Source organism: Streptomyces sp. T12 (assembly GCF_028736035.1).
Classification (GTDB): domain Bacteria; phylum Actinomycetota; class Actinomycetes; order Streptomycetales; family Streptomycetaceae; genus Streptomyces.
In genome coordinates, this window is record NZ_CP117866.1 from 5,829,935 (window position 1) to 5,851,589 (window position 21,655).

20 protein-coding genes and 1 pseudogene are annotated in these 21,655 nt (G+C 68.9%); 8 read left to right on the forward strand and 13 right to left on the reverse strand.

Annotated features, from left to right (window positions below):
- Window positions 1–80: 80 nt before the first annotated feature.
- The 6 genes from PBV52_RS26245 to PBV52_RS26270 form a co-directional block, all read right to left on the reverse strand.
- Window positions 81–935, reverse strand: coding sequence for a transglutaminase family protein (locus PBV52_RS26245; protein WP_274241468.1), 855 nt, complete (start codon window positions 933–935; stop codon window positions 81–83).
- 1 nt (window position 936) lies between these two features.
- A complete protein-coding gene (locus PBV52_RS26250; protein WP_274241469.1) occupies window positions 937–1,869 on the reverse strand; it encodes an alpha-E domain-containing protein in 933 nt (310 codons plus the stop codon).
- Window positions 1,866–3,410, reverse strand: a complete 1,545-nt coding sequence (locus tag PBV52_RS26255; protein ID WP_274241470.1) for a circularly permuted type 2 ATP-grasp protein — start codon at window positions 3,408–3,410, stop codon at window positions 1,866–1,868. Before PBV52_RS26255 ends, PBV52_RS26250 begins: the two co-directional genes overlap by 4 nt.
- A gap of 162 nt (window positions 3,411–3,572) precedes the next feature.
- A complete protein-coding gene (locus PBV52_RS26260) occupies window positions 3,573–3,827 on the reverse strand; it encodes a type II toxin-antitoxin system RelE/ParE family toxin (protein ID WP_274241472.1) in 255 nt (84 codons plus the stop codon).
- Window positions 3,824–4,171: a hypothetical protein gene (locus PBV52_RS26265; RefSeq protein ID WP_274241473.1), complete on the reverse strand. Its 348-nt coding sequence runs from the start codon at window positions 4,169–4,171 to the stop codon at window positions 3,824–3,826. The genes PBV52_RS26260 and PBV52_RS26265 overlap by 4 nt, the downstream gene beginning before the upstream one ends.
- Before the next feature lie 64 nt (window positions 4,172–4,235).
- On the reverse strand, window positions 4,236–4,682 hold the full coding sequence (locus tag PBV52_RS26270; RefSeq protein ID WP_274241474.1) for an ATP-binding protein: 447 nt from the start codon (window positions 4,680–4,682) through the stop codon (window positions 4,236–4,238).
- A 265-nt stretch (window positions 4,683–4,947) separates the two neighbouring features.
- Here PBV52_RS26270 and PBV52_RS26275 point away from each other — a divergent pair, with 265 nt between their 5' ends.
- Together PBV52_RS26275 and PBV52_RS26280 are read left to right on the forward strand one after the other, a co-directional pair.
- A complete protein-coding gene (locus PBV52_RS26275; protein WP_274241475.1) occupies window positions 4,948–5,829 on the forward strand; it encodes a DUF5753 domain-containing protein in 882 nt (293 codons plus the stop codon).
- 5 nt (window positions 5,830–5,834) lie between these two features.
- Complete coding sequence (locus PBV52_RS26280) at window positions 5,835–6,020, forward strand: DUF397 domain-containing protein (protein WP_274241476.1); 186 nt, start codon at window positions 5,835–5,837, stop codon at window positions 6,018–6,020.
- A 234-nt stretch (window positions 6,021–6,254) separates the two neighbouring features.
- Here PBV52_RS26280 and PBV52_RS26285 read toward each other — a convergent pair whose 3' ends face one another.
- Entirely contained in the window at window positions 6,255–7,679 is a 1,425-nt protein-coding gene (locus PBV52_RS26285) for a VanZ family protein (RefSeq protein ID WP_274241477.1), read from the reverse strand.
- A gap of 79 nt (window positions 7,680–7,758) precedes the next feature.
- The gene (locus PBV52_RS26290) at window positions 7,759–8,175 is read right to left on the reverse strand and encodes a hypothetical protein (protein ID WP_274241478.1); all 417 of its coding nucleotides are present in this window, start codon (window positions 8,173–8,175) and stop codon (window positions 7,759–7,761) included.
- 354 nt (window positions 8,176–8,529) lie between these two features.
- Here PBV52_RS26290 and PBV52_RS26295 point away from each other — a divergent pair, with 354 nt between their 5' ends.
- Complete coding sequence (locus PBV52_RS26295; RefSeq protein ID WP_274241479.1) at window positions 8,530–9,576, forward strand: LuxR C-terminal-related transcriptional regulator; 1,047 nt, start codon at window positions 8,530–8,532, stop codon at window positions 9,574–9,576.
- Here the strand turns inward: PBV52_RS26295 and PBV52_RS26300 are convergent.
- The 3 genes and pseudogenes from PBV52_RS26300 to PBV52_RS26310 all read right to left on the reverse strand — a co-directional run bounded on the left by PBV52_RS26300 (window position 9,548) and on the right by PBV52_RS26310 (window position 12,519).
- A complete protein-coding gene (locus PBV52_RS26300; protein WP_274241480.1) occupies window positions 9,548–10,519 on the reverse strand; it encodes a helix-turn-helix transcriptional regulator in 972 nt (323 codons plus the stop codon). The genes PBV52_RS26295 and PBV52_RS26300 overlap by 29 nt on opposite strands.
- A pseudogene (locus tag PBV52_RS26305) lies at window positions 10,516–11,485 on the reverse strand (LuxR C-terminal-related transcriptional regulator). Before PBV52_RS26305 ends, PBV52_RS26300 begins: the two are co-directional and overlap by 4 nt.
- Window positions 11,482–12,519 carry a helix-turn-helix transcriptional regulator gene (locus tag PBV52_RS26310; protein ID WP_274241481.1) on the reverse strand — a complete coding sequence of 346 codons (1,038 nt, stop codon included), beginning with the start codon at window positions 12,517–12,519 and terminating at the stop codon, window positions 11,482–11,484. The pseudogene PBV52_RS26305 and the gene PBV52_RS26310 overlap by 4 nt, the downstream one beginning before the upstream one ends.
- 295 nt (window positions 12,520–12,814) lie before the next feature.
- Between PBV52_RS26310 and PBV52_RS26320 the strand changes: the two genes are divergently transcribed.
- Window positions 12,815–13,150, forward strand: coding sequence for a hypothetical protein (locus tag PBV52_RS26320; RefSeq protein ID WP_274241483.1), 336 nt, complete (start codon window positions 12,815–12,817; stop codon window positions 13,148–13,150).
- Between the two features lie 182 nt (window positions 13,151–13,332).
- Here the strand turns inward: PBV52_RS26320 and PBV52_RS26325 are convergent, their stop codons facing one another.
- Complete coding sequence (locus tag PBV52_RS26325) at window positions 13,333–13,746, reverse strand: pyridoxamine 5'-phosphate oxidase family protein (protein ID WP_274241484.1); 414 nt, start codon at window positions 13,744–13,746, stop codon at window positions 13,333–13,335.
- 120 nt (window positions 13,747–13,866) lie between these two features.
- On the opposite strand from PBV52_RS26325, the gene clpB reads away from it, so the two are divergent.
- A complete protein-coding gene (gene clpB / locus PBV52_RS26330; RefSeq protein ID WP_274241485.1) occupies window positions 13,867–16,464 on the forward strand; it encodes an ATP-dependent chaperone ClpB in 2,598 nt (865 codons plus the stop codon).
- Between the two features lie 158 nt (window positions 16,465–16,622).
- A complete protein-coding gene (locus tag PBV52_RS26335; protein WP_274241486.1) occupies window positions 16,623–17,156 on the forward strand; it encodes a YbjN domain-containing protein in 534 nt (177 codons plus the stop codon).
- A 188-nt stretch (window positions 17,157–17,344) separates the two neighbouring features.
- On the opposite strand, the gene PBV52_RS26340 is transcribed toward PBV52_RS26335, so the two are convergent.
- Window positions 17,345–18,544 carry a pyridoxal phosphate-dependent aminotransferase gene (locus PBV52_RS26340; RefSeq protein ID WP_274241487.1) on the reverse strand — a complete coding sequence of 400 codons (1,200 nt, stop codon included), beginning with the start codon at window positions 18,542–18,544 and terminating at the stop codon, window positions 17,345–17,347.
- An 810-nt stretch (window positions 18,545–19,354) separates the two neighbouring features.
- Here PBV52_RS26340 and PBV52_RS26345 point away from each other — a divergent pair.
- Both PBV52_RS26345 and PBV52_RS26350 read left to right on the forward strand, forming a co-directional pair.
- Window positions 19,355–19,930: a DUF2617 family protein gene (locus PBV52_RS26345; protein ID WP_274241488.1), complete on the forward strand. Its 576-nt coding sequence runs from the start codon at window positions 19,355–19,357 to the stop codon at window positions 19,928–19,930.
- Between the two features lie 78 nt (window positions 19,931–20,008).
- Window positions 20,009–21,652 (forward strand): polyamine aminopropyltransferase, encoded by a 1,644-nt coding sequence (locus PBV52_RS26350; protein ID WP_274241490.1) that lies wholly within the window; start codon window positions 20,009–20,011, stop codon window positions 21,650–21,652.
- Window positions 21,653–21,655: the final 3 nt, after the last annotated feature.

Below are 21,655 nucleotides of genomic sequence, written 5' to 3' on the forward strand. Positions count from 1 at the left end.
CTGACAGGCACACGAAACGGCCGGGAGGGGGCCGGCACTCCGCCGGCCCCCTCCCGGCCGCTGCCTCTGCACCGCTTCGTTCACGCCACCCGCGTGAACTCCACCGTCACCTCCGGCGGCCCGCCGGGCACGCCGCGGTAGATGCCCTTGTGCGGGGTGACGTCGTCGTAGTCGCGGCCGCGGCCGACGACGACGTGGGACTCGTCGGCCCGCGTCCGGTTGGTGGGGTCGTAGCCGCACCAGTCGCCCGCCCAGTACTCGATCCAGGCGTGGCTCTGCCCCGCGACCGGCCGGTGCAGCTCCGCCTCCCGCTCGGGGTGGAGATAGCCGGAGACGTAGCGGGCGGGCAGGCCCACTGAGCGCAGCAGCGCGATCGTGAGGTGGGTGATGTCCTGGCAGACGCCCGCGCCCTGCTCCCAGGCCTCGGCGGCGGACGTGTTCACGCTCGTGGTGCCGGGGAGGTACGACACCCGGTCGGCGACCAGCGTAGACACCGCGAGCGCCGTCTCGTGCGGATCGAGACCGGCCGCCGCTTCCCGCGCCTTTTCGAGGAGCAGGTCGGGGACGGTCGTACGGGAGGTCGGGCCGGCGAACTCCAGCAGACGGGAGGACGCCACCTCCTCCGCCAGCACCCGCCACGTGGGCGCCTCGGGGAGCGGGCCCGGGGGGTGGGTCTCCACCAGGCTGGAGGCCGTGATGGTGAGGTCGGCGTGCGGGTCCATCAGGTCGAAGCCGGTGACCTGGGTGCCCCAGTAGTCCCAGTACGCCCAGGTGGTGGCCGTCGGGCTGACGGTGACCCGGGCGTCCAGCGTGGTCTGGCCGGGCAGCGTCAGCGGGGTCATGCGGACCTCGTTGTGCGAGGACGCGGCCGGCTGGGCGTACGAGACGTGCGTGGTGTGCTTGATACGGAGACGGCGAGTTCCCTGGGCGGTCATCTCACGCTCCTTCCTGGGCCCACTCGACGGGCCCCTGGTACGGGAAGAACCGGTCGGCCACCGCGTCCATCGAGGCCATGCAGGCCTGCCGCAAGTCCTCCAGCAGCAGGGGCAGTTGGTCTTCGAGCGTGTGTGTGTCCAGGTATTCGAGGCGGGTGCGCATCCGGCCGATCGGGCGCCGGGCCGGGTCCTGGCGGGGGCGGCCCAGCGCCGTGAGACACTCCTCCGCCGTGGTCAGCGCGTGCAGCGCCGAGCGCGGGAAGTCGCGGTCCAGCAGAAGGAATTCGGCCACCCGCGGCGTGTCCCCGAAGCCGCCGTACACGCGCGCGTACGCCTCGTCCGCGCCGGACGCGCTCAGCAGGGTCGGCCAGTCGGGCGCGTGCGCGGCGTCCAGCACCCGCACCGACAGCAGCCGTACGGTCATGTCCACCCGCTCAAGGCTGCGGCCCAGCACGACGAAACGCCAGCTGTCGTCCCGGCTCATGGTGGAGTCGGCCAGCCCGAAGAACAGCGCCGCGCGCCTGCGCACCAGCTCCAGATACGCGTACGGGCCGGTCCGCCGGGCCGCGAGCCGCTGGTCGGCGAGGGCGTGCCAGGTGGAGTTGAGGCACTCCCACATCTCCGACGACACCGCCTCGCGGGCGCTGCGCGCGTTCAGCCGGGCGGCGCCGAGGGCGCCCTCGATCGAGCCCGTCGAGCGGGCGTCGAAGGCCAGCTGGTCGAGGACCTGCTGCATGTCGACGGGCGCACCGCCGGCGTCCATGCCGAGGATCGCGTACAACGACCGGCAGGCCACGTCCTCGTCGCGCCAGGGGTCCTCCAGCATGCGGTGGAGATAGGCGTCGAGGATGCGGCCCGTGGCGTCGGCACGCTCGACATACCGTCCGGTCCACGTCAGGGCCTCGGCGATACGGGAGAGGATCACGTCGTTCACTGCTGCTGCGTCCCTTCCTGTACGACGGTGGGGGTGCCGTCGGGTCCGAGCTGACGCGGCGCGACGGCGAGCGGATCGCCGGCGCTCAGCGGTACGGGCGACTCCGCCGGCCCCTCGGCCAGCACCCAGGTGTCCTTGGAGCCGCCGCCCTGGCTGGAGTTGACGATCAGGTTGCCCTCCTGGAGGGCGACTCGCGTGAGGCCGCCGGGCAGCACCCAGACATCGTTGCCGTCGTTGACGGCGAAGGGCCGCAGATCGATGTGGCGCGGTGCCATGCGCTCGCCCGCGAGGGTGGGGGAGGTGGACAGGGCGACGGGCCGCTGGGCGATGAAGCCGCGCGGGTCGGCGATGACGGCTTTGCGAGTGCGTTCGATCGTCTCGCGGTCTGCCTTGGGGCCGATGACGATGCCCTGGCCGCCTGCGCCGTCGACGGGCTTGATGACGAGCTGCTCGATCTGGTCGAGGACCGCGTCCAACTGCCCCGGCTCGTCGGGCCGGTAGGACTCGACGTTCGGGAGGATCGGCTCCTCGCCGAGGTAGTACCGGATGAGAGCGGGGACGTAGGTATAGAGGAGCTTGTCGTCGGCGATGCCGTTCCCCACCGCGTTCGCGAGTGTGACGGTGCCCGCCATGGCGGCGCCCATGATCCCCGGGCAGCCGATCACCGAGTCGGGCCGGAAGTGGAGGGGATCGAGGAAGTCGTCGTCGAGGCGCCGGTATACGACGTGGACGGGCACCTCGCCGCGCGTCGTCCGCATCCACACGCGGTTGTTGCGGCACACGAGGTCGTGCCCCTCGACGAGCTGCACGCCCATCAGCCGGGCGAGCAGGGCGTGTTCGAAGTAGGCGGCGTTGCTGGGGCCCGGGGTGAGGACGACGACGCGCGGATCGTCGGCCCCGTCGGGCGCGGCGGCGCGCAGTGCGGCAAGGAGCCGCTGGGCGTAACCGTCGACGGGCAGGACGTGCTGCTCGGCGAAGAGGGAGGGGAAGATCCGGGTCATCGCCCGCCGGTTCTCGATGACGTACGAAACCCCGCTGGGGACGCGCACATTGTCTTCCAGCACCCGGAAGTCCCCGGCCTCGTCGCGTACGAGGTCGATCCCGGCGACATGAATCCGAACCCCGCCCGGTGGCTCGACCCCATGGGCCGCTCTGTGGAAGTGCGGGGAGTTGAGCAGCAGCCGCCAGGGCACGACGCCGTCCTCGAAGGCGCGGGCGGGCCCGTAGGCGTCGGCGAGGTAGGCCTCCAGCGCTCTGACCCGCTGACTCACCCCGCGTTGTATGAGATCCCACTCGAGCGCGTCGAGGATCCTGGGCACGAGATCCAGCGGCCAGGGCCGCTCCTCGCCCGCGAAGGCGTACGTCACGCCCCTGTCGGTGAACGCCCGGGCCATCTGGTCGGCCCGGAAGCGCAGTTCACTCGGCTCGATCGGCTGAAGTGCAGCCAGCACCGGCTCATAGGCGGTCCTGACCTCACCCGGCCGCTCAAACATCTCGTCCCACGCGTCGGCCAACGCGTACGCGTCAAATATGTCCGCCATGACCTGACGTTAAGTGGGGTGTGTAACACGGCGATCACCCTGGGATTTCCGGGATGTCGCGCGGTTGTGCACGTCCAGGGAAGCGGAGCGCCGCTGTCGGGCTTGATGTGAGGGCTGCCCCCGGTTCAACTCTCGCGGTGGGGAGCCCGTGCCCTGGTGTGTTCAGAGAGGTGTGCTGCCGACCATGAGGATTTTGATCGACACCGTGAAGCCGTCGATCTCGTACGTGGCCCGGTAGACACCGACGCGTAACCGCCGAAGGCTGGTGCCGCCGAGCTTGCTGCTCGCGGCGGGCTCCGGATCGTCGGCGAGCGCGTTGATCGCTTTGAGGAGTGGCTTCACGGCGTCCCCGTCACGGGTCCTGAGCCGCTTGAGGCCGTCGGAAGCGGGCCTTTCCCAGATGATGGTGTGGCTCAAGAGGCTTTCGCTCCGTTGACGAGGGCTTCGATCTCGGCCTGGGTGGACGTGGGGCCGCCCGTTGCTCGTGCGTACAGGGACACGGCCACGTCGGCGAAGTCGATCGCTTGCTCGCGTGCGTCCCCGTCCACCGCCGAGTCAGCGAGTGCCTGGATCCACCAGTGGTTGAGGAACGCGTCGAAGCCGCTGGAGTCGGCCAGGGCGCCCAGCTCCGTGTAGAAGTCGGCGCGATGGTCAAGGCGCAGGGCAGCCCCGATTCCGTCGACGGTCCGCTGGACGACCTCGCCCGTGAAGCCGATGGCGTCCCGAGCCTCGGCCACCGCTTCCCGCCACTCGATCGCCATGTGCGTCTCCTTTCGCCGTGCGGCCAAGGTACCGCTGCGGCACCTTCGCAGACGGCTGAGCAGACTACGCATCCGCCGCTCCCCGAACGTCCAGCTCCGCCCAAACCGTCTTGCCCACGGTGAGCTTCTCCACGGACCAGCGGTCGGCGAGCGTGCGGACGATGAGCAGGCCCCGGCCGAACTGGTCATCGGTGGTGGAGGGGTGGGAGTACGGGAGCCGCTCGCCTCGCGGGTCGGTCACGGCGACGCGCAGGGCAGTGCCGGTGAGGGACGTCTCCACCCGGAACAGGCGGTCCCGCAGACACCCGTGCAGCAGGGCGTTCGTGCACAACTCGCTCGCCAGCAGGGCCGCGTCGCCGGCGGCGTGAGGGTGTCCCCAGTCCACGGCGAGTCGGGCGACGTGTCTGCGGGCGAGGGGGACGTTGAGGGGGAACGGGGTGTAGCTGACGGCGTCGTAACGGTCGTACGTCTTGAGGGCTTTGGCGTGGTGGGGAGGACAGGAATCGGTCACAGGAGCGCACCTCCTTGAGCGAGGCCGGAGTGCCCGGGGTGGACGCCAGGTGGGTGGGGGAGGTGGCTCTGCTGTACGGCCCTGGTTTGGGCAGCATGGTGCACTTCCGCCAGCTGGTGTCGCTGGGTGGGCGATTGAGTACCGAACGTAGCGTCCTGAGGTGATGGCCAGCAACTGATTCGGCCAGAAAATATACTGGCCCTAGAGTTGAGGTTGACTGCGTCCGGCCCTCAGACTGGGGCAGCTCATCGGGAGGGAGTGCGACATGGCAGGCAGAGACCCGAACCGCGGGAAGACGGTCACAACGGTTCTGGGCCGCAGGCTGGGCGGAGAATTGCTGCGGATGCGGGAGTCGTGTTCCCTCCTTCAATCACATGCCGCTGAGGCGCTCACGGCGTCGACCGCGAAGGTGGCGAAGATCGAGCGCGGGCAGGTGCCGTTGCGTGACCCTGATATCAGGGCGCTATGTCATCTGTACGCCGAGACCGATGAAGCCGTGATCGAGAAGTTGCTGGCTCTTGCGAAAGCCGACCGAGATCGACGCAAGGTCCAGGGATGGTGGCATCAGTACCCCCAGCTGAAGGCGCAGATGGAGTACGTCGCGCTGGAGGACATCGCCACGCAGCTCCGCACCTGGCAACTCTCCTTCGTCCCAGGCCTGCTGCAAACCGCCGACTACGCCCGCGCCCTCGCGGTGGGCAATGGAACCTGGGAAGATCCCGAGGCGATCGAGCCCTTCGTGGAGGCGAGGATTGCCCGTCAGGCGCGGTTGACCGGTGAGCGCCCGTTGTCGCTCGTGGCGGTGCTGCACGAGGGGGTGCTGCGCCAGCTGGTTGGTGGACGGGACGTCATGCGGGCCCAGTTGGACCACGTTCTCGAAGCGGCTCGGCTCTCCAACGTGTGCGTGCAGGTTGTTCCGTTCGGTGCGGGCGCCCATCCCGGGATGACCAGTGCTTTCACCGTGGTCTCTTTCGCCGAGCCAGGCGCCCTGGATCTCGTGCAGGCGGATACTCTCTCGACCAAGGTGTGGCTGGAGAGCGAGGCCGATGCCGCACGCCACAATGCGATCTTCGAGCGCATCACGCGGCTGGGGTTGGCGCAGCGCGACTCCCTCAACCTCATCGACAGCATCCGCAAGGAGATGTAGGCCGAGTGTTCGAGTTCGACTTCCAGAAGTCCACGCACAGCAGCGGCGACGCCCACGGCGAATGCGTCGAAGTCGCCTGCAACGTCCCCGGCACCGTCGCCGTCCGTGATTCCAAGGTCGTGGACGGTCCGATACTTCGGCTCACTGCGGTGACGTGGGTGGAGTTCGCCGCGTTCGTAGGAAGGCGTTAGCCCGACGGCAAGCCCCACTCGCACCATCGACACGTGATGGCCGTAGGTCGCGCTTCGCGGGATGTGGGCGTGTCGTCAGGCTCACTACCCGATGCGCCCACGGCTTCGTCAATGCCGCCAACCAGCGCCCACGCACACGCTGCGTCACACGGTGAGGCTGCAGATGCCTGGATTCCGCTCAAGATCGATGAGCCTTCGGTTCAAAGGGCCTTCTGCAGGCAAGCAGCCACTGCGTCAGTCGGCCTTCACCGGCGCATCGGTGCCGTCGTAGACCTGTCCGTTCACCGCATCCACCCGCCACATGTCCGCCCCGCCTGACTCCTGCGGATCGGCTCCCGGTTTCTCGGCGCGCATCGACACGTTCACCAGCCACTCAGGCCTCCAAGCGCCTTCCCTCTCAACCGCTTTGAGGGTGAAAGCATCGATCTGGTACTTCGCTTTCACCTCCGACCTGTCCAGATCACCACCTCCATTGGCCCGGTTCTGCGCGACCAATCCCTCTCGCACCGCCTCCTCGGCCTGACCGGCGTCCAGTTTGGCCTTCGTGGTTTTCATGCGCTTCGGACCGAGGGTCACATCCACCTGCGATACGCGTCCGGCCCTGTCGACCTGCACATCCAGCATCCTGGGCATCAGCACGTCGTCGTTGAGCCAGCGCCAGCTGGTCATCCACCCCAGTTCTGCTTTCTCCCCCACCTGATATGTCCGGTGCGTGACCGCGTCTTTGGCCCAGGGGTAGTGCTCGTTCATGTACGTCTGCGCAATCCTGTACGCCTCCTGCTCCGTAGACGGCGCCTTCGCTCCAGCCACGGGATACCCCATGACGCTGGGACGGTCGCTGTCTTCCAAGAGCACATTCAAATGCTTCTTGTCCGGCCACGACAGGCTGCCGTTGCTGAATGCCTCCGGATGTCCTCCGTCACGGCTGAGCAGGGTGAAGGCGATATTGGTACATGGCGCTCCCACACACGGTTGCACATAAACGTGTCCCAGCTTGTACCGGTCTCCGAACGCCTCCTGCACCACTTGTTCGACGGCCTCGCGCTCCGAAGATCCTGCGGCCGACAGGCCGGTACCGTCCAAATTGGTAAAGCTCAGCATCGGGCGAGCGACGCCGGTGCCCAGGATCAGCAGCACCGCGAACGCGATCATTGACGCCTTGGCACCGGCCTGCAAGTGGAGCGCACCGCGCCTGGCAAGTACCCCCGCAGCAATGGCGAGCCCAGCCAGGCCGCCGAGGATATTCATTTCAGCGTCCGCGCTGTCGCATACACGTCCCAGCCCGTTTGCCGTGGCCTGGGTGAACTCGATGGCCAAGGGCAGCGCAACGACGCCGACGAGCGCGGGGAGCAAGCGACGCAGGGCCAGCAGGGTAAACAGCCCGAGCGGCACCGTCATGAGGAGGTTCCACAGGCCCTGCGTGGTGTGAAACGGCTCGGCGAGGTTGTGGTTGATGACGCACTGGCCGGTGGCCGGGCCGCTGCCCATGAAGGTGACGCCCAGCACGCCGGTGAGCGCGCCGGCCAGCCCGGCCCACCACACGCCGTACGGGCTGCCGAGGCGGCGGGAAACCAGCCATGCCGCGCCGCCCAGAACGAGGGCGGTCAACGTACATGCGACCAGGTAGTCGTAATGGTTTTCGAAGATCGCGGTAAACACGGGAGGTCCTTGACAGGGTCAGGCTAGATGGCACAACAGGGGCCCCGCCCTGGCGGACGGGGCCATCATGCTGCTGGCCTCAGCAGTGCGCGGCCGGCGTCTGGTCGGTGCCGCCGCTGTAGTTCAGCACGCCGACGCTGTTGTAACACATGTAACTTCCCGACTTTTCCCAATATTTCGTCACGGTCTGGCCGGAGCTGATGGAGAAGTAGGAGGAGTAGGTGGTAGAGCCGGACAGGCTGTAGCCAAGGCGGACACTGACGGTGGATCCGCCCGTCTTGCCGTAATGGGTCCACAGTTTGGTCGGGTTGTTGTAGTCCTTCTTGTGGACCAGGACCCCGTTGGACAGGCTGGTGCACCGCTCAATGGGCAGGCCGATCGCGGTGTAGCCGGAGGAGTCGCAGTAGGCGGCGGCTGAGGCGGCGGGCGCGCTGAACATGACGGAACCAGCCGCGATGGCGCAAGCGATCAGCGCAGCACTGGTCTTGGTGCGCATAGGAAACCCCCATTAGTCGAGGACTGCAGAAGAATGCGGCCTGCTCATGAAGCTTGTATTTGCTGCCGCTTGATCAATCCTGCGTGGCATGCATACGTGTAGGTAGCCTCATGATGCTGCTCCTGCCTGAAGCGGAGGGGGGTGAAAAGGTGCACAACCGTATGTTTATGGGCTCTCTTGGCTCATGAAGCTGGCAAGGCCGCGCGGAGGCGGAATCCGGGCCGTGTTGCGGTGACAGGTCCCACTGCGCATAGTTGCGCTGCGGAAGTCATGGGCTGATGCCCGTTGATGCTGTGAGCGTGCTGCGCGGGCGTACCGGTCGTGTGCGGCAGGGACGGTAGCCGGGGGTGGAAGATGACCGAGCGCGGAGTGGGCGAGCATCCACACGGTGCCGACCGCCTGTGCGAGGTCGGGGATCGCGTGTATTCCCGGGCCGTACGGCGGGGCAGAGTGCCGCGCCGGGATGCCGATGAGGTGCCCTGCCTCTTGGAACTTGCCCTGCTGCATCCGGATCCTGACGACATGGACTGGCTGGTGCCGACGTCGCCGCAGGAGGTCATGACGCGGCTGCTGCGCGGGGTGTACGACGAAGTCAGCGCGAGCCAGCGGCGGATGGGCTCAGCGGTGGCGGCGTTCGAGTGGTACACCCGGCTCGGGCTGCAGCCCCAGGCGCCCGGCGCGGAGGGCTCGGCGATTCGAGTCCTGGATGGTGATCACCGCATCCAGGCAGCGCTGGACGAGGCGACTCAGGCGTGCACGACGGAGGTGCTCACCGTGCAGCCCGGCGGCATTCGTCCCGAGCACGAGCTGACGGAGGGGCTGCACCGGGCGCTGGCGCTACGGGGCCGAGGCGTGCGGATGCGAGACCTGTACACACACGTGGCCCGGCACGGCCAGGGCTTGCTCAACTACCTGGAGTTGATGGGTGAGTCGGTGGAAGCGCGCACGCTGGACGAGGTGATCGACCGGCTGATCCTCTTCGACCGTACGGTGGCCTTCATCCCGGCGAACGCGGACCGCACGGTGGCGCTGGAACTGCGCCACCCGGCTCTGGTCCAGTACTTGCTGACAGTCTTCGAACGCTTCTGGCGCCTGGCGATCCCACTCACGGCTCCCCTCCCTGACACCGGTATCGAGGGCATCTCCCACCGGGAGCGGTCCATCGCCGCGCTTCTGGCGGAGGGACACCAGGACGCGGTGATTGCGGAACGGCTCGGCATAAGTGTCCGCACGTGCCGTGCCCACATCGCGCGGCTTTCGGAGACGCTGGGGGCGGCGAGTCGTACGCAACTGGGCGTCCGCATCGCCCAAGTGGGCTTGGACGGCCCGCCGCAGGCTACGCGCGCCGCGTCGCCAGCATCACTCAGCCTGCCTAATCAAGGATCCCCGACTGCCCGATGAGATAGCCGAGTTGGGCTCGGCTTTCGCTTCCGAGTGTGGCGGCGAGTTTTGCGATGTGGGCGCGGGCGGTGCGGATGTTCATGCCGAGGCGGTTGGCTATGACGGCGTCGGTGTGGCCTTCGATGAGGAGTGTGGCGATGGCACGTTGGCGGGGGGTGACGCCGTTCAATGAAGGTTGTTGGACAGCCTCCGGGTACATGGGGGTGGCCAGGTGCCAGAGGCGGTCGAAGGTAGTGACGAAGTAGTCGACGATGGCCGGGTGGCGGATCTCGACGGCGAGGGTGCGGTCCCTGTTCGCGGGGATGAACGCGACGGTGCGGTCGATTATGAGGAGGCGTTCGGTGACCTCGTCGAGGGTGCGAGCTTCTACGTCGCCTTGGAGGTGTTCATAGCGGGCCATCAGCTCGGGCAAATGACGGAAGGTGTGCTGGTAGAGGGTGCGAATGCAGCCGCCACGGTCGAGCAGAGCCTGGTCTCGCACCACGGAGGCATCTCGGACGGCGATGACCGCCTTGGGTTTATGGGGCTGGATAGCGAGGGCTTCCGTGGTGGCGTCCGCCATCGACTCGCTGATGGCACGGTTGATTTGGCCGAGACCGCTGTGGACGCTGATCGATGGATGACTCACCGAAGCCGTCGGCTGGCGGTGTATGCGTATCAACGGCTCGAACACCGCCGCCAGCCGTTCCTCACGTCGCCGCTCGTCTGCGATGCGTTCCTCGGCAGTGCGGAGCAAACGCTGGAGGGCGTAGGCCGGGGCGACCGGTTCCAGCCAGCGCAGGTCGCTGAGGTCAGGCTGGAGTAGCCCGAGCCTGACGAGACACGGTGCGTCGTCGGCGTTGCGCGCATCCACGCGCTCCTCACGCAGGGCTTGTTCGTACAGCTGCATGCCTTCCGGGCACAGGTCTTCGGCGCCGTGCTCCCGATGCGACGTCATGCTCATGGATTGGGTGTCTCCTGCTTGAGGATTCCTGACCCCGCGATGAGGTAGCCGAGTTGGGCGCGGCTTTCGCTTCCGAGTGTGGCGGCGAGTTTGGCGATGTGGACGCGGACGGTGCGGATGTTCATGCCGAGGCGGTCGGCTATGACGGCGTCCGTATGGCCTTCGATGAGGAGGCCGGCGATGGCGCGTTGGCGGGGGGTGATGCCGTTGACGGAGGCTTTCTGGACCGCCTCGGGGTACACGGGAGAGGCGAGGCGCCAGAGGCGGTCGAAGTTGGTGACCAGGTAGGTGATCAGGCTCGGGTGGCGGATTTCCAGGGCGAGCGTGCGGTCCTTGCTGGCAGGGATGAAGGCGACGGTCTGGTCGATGACGAGAAGGCGCTCGGGAACCTCGTCGAGGGCACGAACCTCCGCATCGCCCGTCAGCTGCTCGTAACGGGCGATCACCGCGGGCGAGTGGCGCAGGGTGTGCTGGTAGAGGGTGCGGATACGGCCACCTCTGTCCAGCAGGGCCTGGTCGCGTTCGAAGGACTCCGACATACGCGATGAGATGGCCTGGCCGTAGTAGGGCTGGATGGCGAGGAGTTCCTGGGAAGCAGTGGCCATGGCTTGGGCGACACTGAGCCCGATCTGGTCGAGCCCGCTGACGACGCTGATCGCCGATGAGTCCGTAGTCGTCTGCGGGGTGCCGAGCCTCACCAGTGGTTCGAATGCGGCCGCCAGCCGCTCTTCGTGCCGCCGTTCCGTCGCGATACGTTCCTCAGACGCTCGCAGCAGCCGATGCAGTGCGACATTCGGCGAGACCAGCTCCATCCAGTCCAGGTCCTCGACCATGGGCTGCAGCAGCCCGACACGGAACGTCGTTGGCATCCTTCGCCCACGCGCGCTCTTCACGCAGGGCCTGGGCGTACAAGCTCTTACCTGCCTCGCACAGCTCGCCCAGTCCATGCGTGTGCCCCTTGGTCACGGTTGGCTGTCTCCTCCCGTTGGCGTGTGGTCCTTTTCCAGGATCCCTGACTGGGCTATGAGGTAGCCGAGCTGGGCGCGGCTGCCGCTGCCAAGGGTCGCGGCGAGCTTGGCTATGTGGGCGCGGCACGTCCGGACGTTCATCCCGAGGCGCCGGGCGATGGCCTCGTCGACGTGTCCCTCGACGAGGAGCTTCGCGATGGAGTGCTGAATATCCGTGATGCCGCCTGCGGCCGCCTCGTACGGGGCGCCGGCGCTCAACGGGACGGATCGCACCCACATGAACTCGAAGACCTTGATCAGGTACCGAACGAGGCCGGGATGGCGTAGCTCCAGAGCTACCTGCTGGTCGTCGCGGGTGGGGATGAAGGCGACGGCCTCGTCGCAGACTATGAGGCGCTCCACAAGCTCGTCGATCGTCCGGTACTCCGCCTTGCCTTTCGAGAGCTGGGCCACGTACGCCAGCTTCTCGGGGCTGTACCGGGCGGTGTGCTGATAGAGCGTCCGGATGCGCACACCGCGTTCGATCAGCGGCTTGTCCCGTTCCAGCCCTTGGAGCAGGCTGCGCTCCGAGTAGCGGTCGTCGCTGGGTTGGACCGTGAGCACATCGGTCTGGCACTGGGCCGTGGCCAGGTTGAGTGCCGCGTTGATCCGGGCGCTGCCCTCCAGCACAGTGATCGAGTGATCGGTCTCGCCGTCGTGCGCGAGAGCCAAGAACGGCTCGAAGATGTCAGTGAGTCTGATGGACAACCGCCGGCGATCCGCGATGTCGCGCTCTATGGGATGGAGTCGCTCGGCCAGGGCGACGGACGGGGGAACCGGGCGCAACCAGTTCGCGTCGTCGGGGTCGGGGTGGAGGAGGGCGAACTCCAGCAGGCAGGGAGCCGACTCCACGTCCACGCGAGCGATACGCCCGGTGCGCAGGGCATGCGCATATAGTCGGCCACCCTCGTCACACAGTTCGGTCTCCGCATGGGGATGCGTCGCCTTAGTCGGATTTGCCACGAAATCTCCACCCCCCAGGGTCCTGAACATGCAGGAACATGATGCACCGATTGTGTGGCCAGCACGTGCCTGAATGAGCCATCGTCTTATCCGACGGGGGAAGAGGAGACTTTCAAGTGAGGACGAAGCCGACTATGCGCAAGAGAATGCTTCGCTCGGTACTTGTCGCCGCCTTCTCCGTCGTCGTGACCTTCGGAGCGCTAAGCGGGCAGTCCGACGCGGAGAGTGTCGTCAGCGCTGACACTCACTGGCCGAGCACCGCCGTGAGTTCCAGCAGCGCGGATGTGTCGGTGACCTCCGCGGACGGTGACTCGGGGGAGCGGATGTGACCACCCCACCCGACGACCGCTCCTTCCGCAGGGAAATGGCCACCGCCTACCGCTCCGGCTGGCACTTCATCGACTTGGTCACCGCGATCCCCCACCCCGGTGACTCGTTGATGGTGACCGTCTTCGGTGAGCCGGTCGTCGTCACGCGGGACGAGGATGAGGACGTACGGGCTTACCGGTGTCTGCGGCGGCCTCGGGGGGCGCCGCAGCCCGTGCGGTGTGCCATCCGGTACGGAATGATCTTCGTCAACCTTGATCAGCGCGACCACCGCCTGGTGGAGCCGGAGGCCCCGGCCCAAACGACCATCTCAGCCACCCCCCGCAGTGCCTGACGCGATTCCCCCGTCGTAACACATCGCTCAGGTGCTTCCCCCCGCAGCGGCGTCACCGTGACCTGAACACGGTGACGCCGCTGCAGTTTTCGGGGGACATTTCCCCGTATCCGCCTGTTCCGGCGGTGGCTGAAACCGGGCGCCCGGTATCCGGCCAACCCGGCGCCCCGCTCACCCTCGGGTCACCCCCGCCCCATCGCCCGCCGCAGCTCGATCTCGATCACCACCCGGTCGGGATTCGGCGCCGGCGTCCGCCCGTACCGCTGCGCGTACCGCCGCTCCGCCTCCGCGACCCGCTCGGGCTCGCTGCGGACGTAGGCCGCCCCTTCCAGCGTCGCCCACCGCCGCCCGTCCACCTGGCACACCGCGACCCGCGCCCCCTCCGGGCCGGCGGCCAGGACGTGGCCCACCTTCGCGCTCGACTTGTTGGTGATCACCCGAGCAAGTCGCGCCTCGGGGTCGTATGTGACGCCGACGGGTACGACATGCGGGGTGCCGTCCGGGCGCAGGGTCGTCAGGGTGCACAGGTGCCTCTCCTGCCAGAAGGTGAGGTACGGCGCGTCCGGCGCGCCCGGATCCTGGGGGTATGCGGCCATGGTCGGGAAACCTAGCCGCCGCAAGCCTCCCTCGACCACCTTGAGTGGAATAGACTCAACTTTGTGTACGCTGACTCAGTCAGCACTGGGAGACGCTGACGCCAGGAGGAGAAAGCCAACGTGGACGCCGAGCTGACCAACAGGAGCCGGGACGCGATCAACGCGGCCAGCAACCGGGCCCTCACCGGGGGGCACGCGGACCTCACCCCTGCCCACCTGCTCCTTGCTCTGCTCCAGGGGCAGGACAACGAGAACATCGTCGATCTGCTGGCCGCCGTGGATGCCGATCAGGCGGCCGTGCGCATCGGCGCCGAGAAGGTGCTCGCCTCGCTGCCCAGCGTGACCGGGTCCACCGTCGCGCCCCCGCAGCCCAACCGTGAGCTGCTCGCCGTGATCGCGGACGCCCAGGAGCGGGCCAGGGAGCTCGGGGACGAGTACCTCTCCACCGAGCACCTCCTCATCGGCATCGCCGCCAAGGGCGGCCAGGCGGGTGACGTGCTCGCCCAGCAGGGCGCCAGTGCGAAGAAGCTGCTGGACGCCTTCCGCAAGGCGCGCGGCGGGCGCCGGGTGACCACCGCCGACCCCGAGGGGCAGTACAAGGCGCTGGAGAAGTTCGGCACCGACTTCACGGCCGCCGCGCGGGAAGGAAAGCTCGATCCCGTCATCGGGCGGGATCAGGAGATCCGGCGCGTCGTGCAGGTGCTGTCCCGCCGGACCAAGAACAACCCCGTCCTCATCGGTGAGCCCGGCGTCGGCAAGACCGCCGTCGTGGAAGGGCTCGCCCAGCGGATCGTCAAGGGGGACGTGCCCGAGTCCCTCAAGGACAAGCGGCTCGTCGCGCTCGACCTCAGTGCCATGGTCGCCGGGGCCAAGTACCGGGGCGAGTTCGAGGAGCGGCTGAAGACCGTGCTCGCGGAGATCAAGGACTCCGACGGGCAGATCATCACCTTCATCGACGAGCTGCACACGGTCGTGGGCGCCGGTGCCGGCGGCGACTCCGCCATGGACGCCGGGAACATGCTCAAGCCCATGCTCGCCCGCGGTGAGCTGCGCATGGTCGGTGCCACGACGCTCGACGAGTACCGCGAGCGGATCGAGAAGGACCCCGCGCTGGAGCGGCGCTTCCAGCAGGTGCTGGTCGCCGAGCCCACGGTGGAGGACACCATCGCGATTCTTCGCGGGCTCAAGGGGCGCTACGAGGCGCACCACAAGGTGCAGATCGCGGACAGCGCGCTGGTCGCGGCCGCGACGCTCTCCGACCGTTACATCACCTCCCGGTTCCTCCCGGACAAGGCCATCGACCTCGTCGACGAGGCGGCCTCCCGCCTCCGTATGGAGATCGACTCGTCCCCCGTCGAGATCGACGAACTCCAGCGTGCCGTCGACCGGTTGAAGATGGAGGAGCTGGCCCTGGAGAAGGAGACCGACCCGGCCTCCCGTGAGCGCCTGGAGCGACTGCGCCGCGATCTCGCCGACAAGGAGGAGGAGCTGCGGGGCCTGACCGCCCGCTGGGAGAAGGAGAAGCAGTCCCTCAACCGCGTCGGCGAGCTCAAGGAACGGCTCGACGAGGCGCGCGGCCAGGCCGAACGCGCCCAGCGCGACGGCGACTTCGACACCGCCAGCAAGCTGCTCTACGGCGAGATCCCGGCCCTGGAGCGGGACCTGGAGGAGGCCTCGCAGGCCGAGGAGGAAGCCGCCAAGAGCACGATGGTCAAGGAGGAGGTCGGCTCGGACGACATCGCCGACACCGTCGCCGCCTGGACCGGCATCCCCGCGGGCCGCCTCCTGGAGGGCGAGACCCAGAAGCTCCTGCGTATGGAGGAGGAGCTGGGCAAGCGGCTCATCGGCCAGACCGAGGCCGTGCGGGCCGTGTCCGACGCCGTACGGCGCACCCGCGCCGGCATCGCCGACCCCGACCGCCCGACCGGCTCCTTCCTCTTCCTCGGCCCAACCGGCGTCGGCAAGACCGAACTCGCCAAGGCCCTCGCCGACTTCCTCTTCGACGACGAGCGGGCCATGGTCCGCATCGACATGTCGGAGTACGGCGAGAAGCACACCGTGGCCCGGCTGGTCGGCGCGCCCCCCGGTTACGTCGGCTACGAGGAGGGCGGCCAGCTGACGGAGGCGGTGCGCAGGCGGCCGTACAGCGTCGTGCTGCTCGACGAGGTGGAGAAGGCGCACCCCGAGGTCTTCGACATCCTGCTGCAGGTGCTGGACGACGGGCGGCTGACGGACGGTCAGGGACGTACGGTCGACTTCCGCAACGCGATCCTGGTGCTGACGTCGAACCTGGGCAGCCAGTTCCTGGTCGACCCGATCCCCAGCGAGGAGGAGAAGAAGGAGCAGGTGCTGGAGGTGGTCCGGACCTCCTTCAAGCCGGAGTTCCTCAACCGCCTGGACGACCTGGTGGTCTTCTCGGCCCTGGCGAAGGACGAGCTGGCGCGGATCGCGCAGCTCCAGATCGACCGCCTCGCGGGGCGGCTGGCCGAGCGCCGGCTGTCCCTGGAGGTCACCCCCGCGGCCCTGGCCTGGCTCGCCGACGAGGGCAACGACCCGGCCTACGGCGCCCGCCCCCTGCGCCGCCTCATCCAGACCGCGATCGGCGACCGCCTGGCCAAGGAGATCCTCTCCGGCGAGGTCAAGGACGGCGACACGGTCCGGGTGGACGCCTTCGGGGACGGCCTGATCGTGGGGCCGGTGACCGGAAAGACGCTCTGACCCGGAAAGAAGCCGTGCTCGCGGGTACCCGGTAGGTCCGGGTCCCCGTCAGGAGTGACCGGATCGAGTCAGCCGAGGGCTGACAGCCCCGGCGGGGCTTGCCACCCCCCTCCCCGGATGGGGGAGGATGGCGGAATCCGTACGAAGGGAAAATCACGGTGAGCATCGACCCGTCCTCGATTCCGAACTTCGGGGGTCAGCAGCAGCCGCAGCCCGGCCCGCCGCCCGGCCCCGTTGTCCCGGATCAGGACCTCGTGAAGCAGCTCCTGGACCAGATGGAGCTGAAGTACGTCGTCGACGACGAGGGTGACCTCGCGGCGCCGTGGGAGCAGTTCCGTACGTATTTCATGTTCCGTGGTGAGGGTGACCAGCAGGTCTTCTCGGTGCGGACGTTCTACGACCGGCCCCACAAGATCGACGAGAAGCCCCTGCTTCTGGAGTCGATCGACGACTGGAACCGCCGGACGCTGTGGCCGAAGGTCTACAGCCACACGCACGACGACGGCACCGTCCGCCTGATCGGCGAGGCGCAGATGCTGATCGGCACGGGCGTGGCCCTGGAGCACTTCGTCTCGTCGACGGTCAGCTGGGTGCGGGCCGCGATCGAGTTCGACAAGTGGCTCGTCGAGCAGCTCGGCCTGGAGCAGGAGATCAACGAGGCGGAGAAGCCCGAGGAAGAAGACGGCGAGTAAGCCGCGACAGCAGGCGTGGCCTACGGCGGCGTACCGGCGATCACGACCGGATACGCGCCGTGGGTGTGGGAGAGCCCGGCCAGGGCACCGGCCACCACGGCCGCGTGCCGGGGCCGGGCTCTCGCCGTCCGTGCCGGGGTCTGTCCACAGGCTGTGGGTAAACCGGTGAACCTCCCGGCAAGGAGGGATCAGCCCGCCAGGGACTTGAGCCGCCGCACCGCCTCCTCCAGGACCGCCGTCTGCTTGCAGAACGCGAACCGCACGAACGGCGCCCCCGCCTCCCGGTGGTCGTAGAAGACCGCGTTCGGGATGGCCACCACCCCGGCCCGCTCCGGCAGCGCGCGGCAGAAGGCGAAGCCGTCCGATTCGCCGAGGGGCCGGATGTCGGTGGTGATGAAGTAGGTGCCCGCGGGCTTGAAGACCTCGAACCCCGCCTCCGTCAGACCCGCCGCCAGCAGGTCCCGCTTGGCCAGCATGTCCGCGCGGAAGGCCGCGAAGTAGCTGTCGGGAAGGGCGAGGGCCTCGGCGACCGCGTACTGGAACGGCCCCGACGAGACGTACGTCAGGAACTGCTTCGCCGACCGCACCGCCGTGACCAGGCCGGACGGCGCGGTCACCCAGCCGACCTTCCAGCCGGTGAAGGAGAACGTCTTGCCCGCCGACCCGATGGTCACCGTCCGCTCCCGCATGCCCGGGAAGCCGGCGAGCGGCAGGTGCTCGGCGTCGTCGAAGACCAGGTGCTCGTACACCTCGTCGGTCACCACGAGCAGGTCCCGCTCGACGGCCAGCTCGGCGATCGCGGCCAGCTCCTCGCGGGTGAGGACCGTGCCGGTGGGGTTGTGCGGGGTGTTGACGAGCAGCAGCCGGGTGCGGTCGGTGACGGCGGCGCGCAGCTCGTCGAGGTCGAGCCGGAAGCTCGCGCCCTCGTCGACGTGCGGACGCAGGGTGACCGGCACGCGCGTGCCACCCGCCATGGCGATGCAGGCCGCGTAGGAGTCGTAGTACGGCTCGAAGGCGATCACCTCGTCGCCGGGCTCCAGCAGCGCGAGCAGGGTGGCCGCGATGGCCTCGGTGGCGCCAGCGGTGACCAGGACCTCCGTGTCCGGGTCGTACGACAGCCCGTAGCGCCGCTCCTGGTGGGCGGCGACGGCGCCGCGCAGCTCGGGGACGCCGGGACCCGGCGGGTACTGGTTGCCGCGCCCGTCCCGCAGGGCCCGTACGGCCGCCTCGCGGACCTCCTCGGGGCCGTCGGTGTCGGGGAAGCCCTGGCCCAGGTTGATGGACCCGGTCCGCAGGGCCAGTGCGGACATCTCGGCGAAGATCGTCGTCCCGAACTCGGCGAGTCGGCGATTGAGCAGGGGGCGGGAGGTGGAGGTCATGCCGGTCATCCTGCGCCCAAGCTCTGGAGTTGCTCAACTCTGCTTTGGGACGTGAGACGGCCGGGCATCTGACTCCCACGCACCGAGCGGGAGGCGCCCACGGGGGGACGCCTCGGTCCGCTTCGGGGGAACGGAAGGAGGCTGACGCCATGACCACAGTCATCGTGGGGGCGCTGGTCGCAGTGGTGTTCGTAGTGATCGTCGTGACCGTCGCACGCGCCGGCGGAGGTACGGCCCACCGCACGCACAGCCGGAGGAGCGGCTCGCACGGCAGCTCAAGCGGCAGCTGGTGGGCCGGCGGGGGAAGCAGCGGTGGGTCGTCCTGTGGGGGCGGCGGCTCGTCGTGTGGAGGCGGCTCGTCCTGCGGAGGCGGGTCGTCCTGCGGAGGGGGCGGGGGCGGGGGCGGATGCGGTGGCGGAGGCAGCTGACACGGGGCAGCTGAGTTCCCCGAGGGGGAACCGCATCCGCAGGGAGCGGGGCCGGTGCCTGGACCGGCCCCGCTTTGCTGTTTTCGCACGGCTTTCGCACGGCTTTCGCACGGCTTTCGGCGAGGGAAGGTGCGCCCCGGCGCACGCCGGAGTTGAACAGTTGAGCTGATAAGCCCTCTGAGGGATGGAAACCCTACGAACTTGGGTAAAAACGCTGTGGTAGCGCCACCGTTCATGATTCAGTGAAATTCACCAACGCAGCCCCTCGGACGTCCCGCGGACACCCCTTCTGACCGGCCGACTGGGCTGACCCGGCCGACCTCCCGGTGTCGGCCGGGGGTGCGCCGGAGACCGAAACCTCCCTTTCTTTGCGTGCTAGCGGAGCCCATCCATGCTCACGACCCTGAACACCGCCTATACCGACACGCGCGCGGCCGACCTCGCCTGGGCCCTGGGGCGGGACCCGCTGCCCGCACTGGCCACACTCGACCTCGAACTGACCGGCGCAAAGCTTGAGTTGCGACTGCTCGGCGCGTCCCACCAGGTCCTTCTGCAGGAGGAGCGGGGCATCTGCTCGGAGACCGTGGCATGCATGCCGGGCAGCAGCACGCCGCTTCCGCTCGGCGTGGCCAAGCGGGTGGGCGACTGGGAGTACGAGTTCGCGGCCCGGGTGGAGGTCCTGTCACCGGGTCAGTTCGCGGGCCGTGCCCAGGAGTTGCTGGCACTGGTGGCCGACCACCCGCACGGCCTCGCCGGCGTGTTCCCCGGCAGCCCGCACGCCTTCACCGCGCTGCTGGCCCAGCACCACGAAGGCCAGATGCACTGGCGGACGTGGCACGCGTATCCGCAGGACGGGCAGTTGGTGGCCACGCGGACGCGGGTGGGGGTGCGGGTGGTCACGGGCGCACCTCGGCGCCGGTCAGGATCCTTCAGCCCGTCCGGGGGCGCCCCCTCTGGAGGAGATTGAGGACGCAAACGTCCCCCGCATCAACAACACACGTGTGGGTGACCCAGCGTGCCGCAGGCGTAACGTACCGTCGGCAACGTGATCGAGCCGCACGCCCCCGCCCCACCCGGCACAGCGCCGTCCCGGGCCGGCTGCGCGCGGCTTCCGGTCCGGCCGGGCACGGGGCGGTTCCTGGTCCTCGCGGGCGTCTTCGTCTGCGCCGCCTGCGGACTCGTGTACGAACTCGAACTCGTCGCCCTCGCCTCGTACTTGATCGGCGACTCGGTCACCCAGGCCTCCGTCGTGCTGTCCGTCATGGTCTTCGCGATGGGCATCGGCTCCCTCTGCGCCAAGCGCCTGCGCCCGCTGGCCGCGGCCGGCTTCGGGGCCGTCGAGGCCGTACTCGCCCTCGTCGGCGGCTGCAGCGCACTCGCCCTGTACGCCGTCTTCGCCTGGACCGGCGACTGGGGCGGCCTGTGGGCCAACGGCCCCCGCTGTCTCCTCGTCGCCTTCTCCCTCACCATCGGCCTGCTGATCGGCGCCGAAGTGCCGCTGCTGATGGAGCTGATCCAGCGCATCCGGCGCCAGGACGCCGGCGGCGCGGTGGCCGACCTGTTCGCCGCGGACTACGTCGGCGCCCTCGTCGGCGGCCTCGCCTTCCCCTTCCTTCTCCTGCCCCTGCTGGGCCAGTTGACCGCGACCCTGATCACCGGCGCCGTCAACGCCGTCGCGGGCGGCGCGCTGGTCCTCGGCCTGTTCCGCGGGGACCTGACCCGCCGCGCCCGCTGGCTGCTGGTGATCGCCAACCTCACGGTGCTCGGCATCCTCGCCGCGGCCGCCGTACTCGTCGACGACTTCGAACGGGCAGCCCGGCACGCGGTGTACGGGCGGGACGTACGCGTGGCGCTCCAGACGGACGTCCAGGAGGTCGTCATCACCGGCGGCACGCACGGCCGCCCCCTCGACCTCTTCCTCGACGGCCGCCTGCGGGTCAGCGGCCGCGACGAACGCCGCTACCACGAGGCGCTGGTCCACCCCGCGATGAACGGCGAGCACACACGCGTACTGATCCTCGGCGGCGGGGACGGGCTGGCGGCGCGCGAGGTGCTGCGCTATGCCGGGGTGCGGCGGATCGACCTGGTCGAGGCCGACGCCGGGGTGGTGCGGTTGGCGCGCCGGGACCCGCCCCTGTCCAAGCTCAACCGCCACGCCTACGACGACCCCCGCCTCCACGTCATGACGGGCGACGCCTTTTGCCGGCTGCGGGCGGCGCCGCCGGCGACGTACGACGTCGTCATCTCGGACCTGCCCGACCCCGGCATCACGGCCAGCACGAAGCTGTACTCACAGGAGTTCTACGGCCTCGTCCGCCGCGCCCTGACCCCACGCGGACGCCTCGCGGTCCACGCCGGCCCGGTCTCCTCCCGCCCCCGCCTGTTCTGGACGGTCGACACCACACTCCGCGCGGCGGGCCTGCGCACGGCCCCGTACCGCGTCAGGGGCCGCGAGTCCGGCTTCGCCCCGGGCCCCGACCGCTCGGCAGGCCCGACGCGGGCACCGCACGACTGGGGGTTGATCCTGGCGGCGCGGGGGGAGCGGCCGGCGCTGCGGCTCGGGGCGGGGGAGGGGGCGCCGCGTCTGGGGACGTTGACGCAGGAGGGGCTGGCGGCGGACGCGTGGGCGGCGGAGGGGACTCGGGTCGGGGGGCTCGGGGTGTCGACGTTGGTGCATCCGCGGTATTGAGGG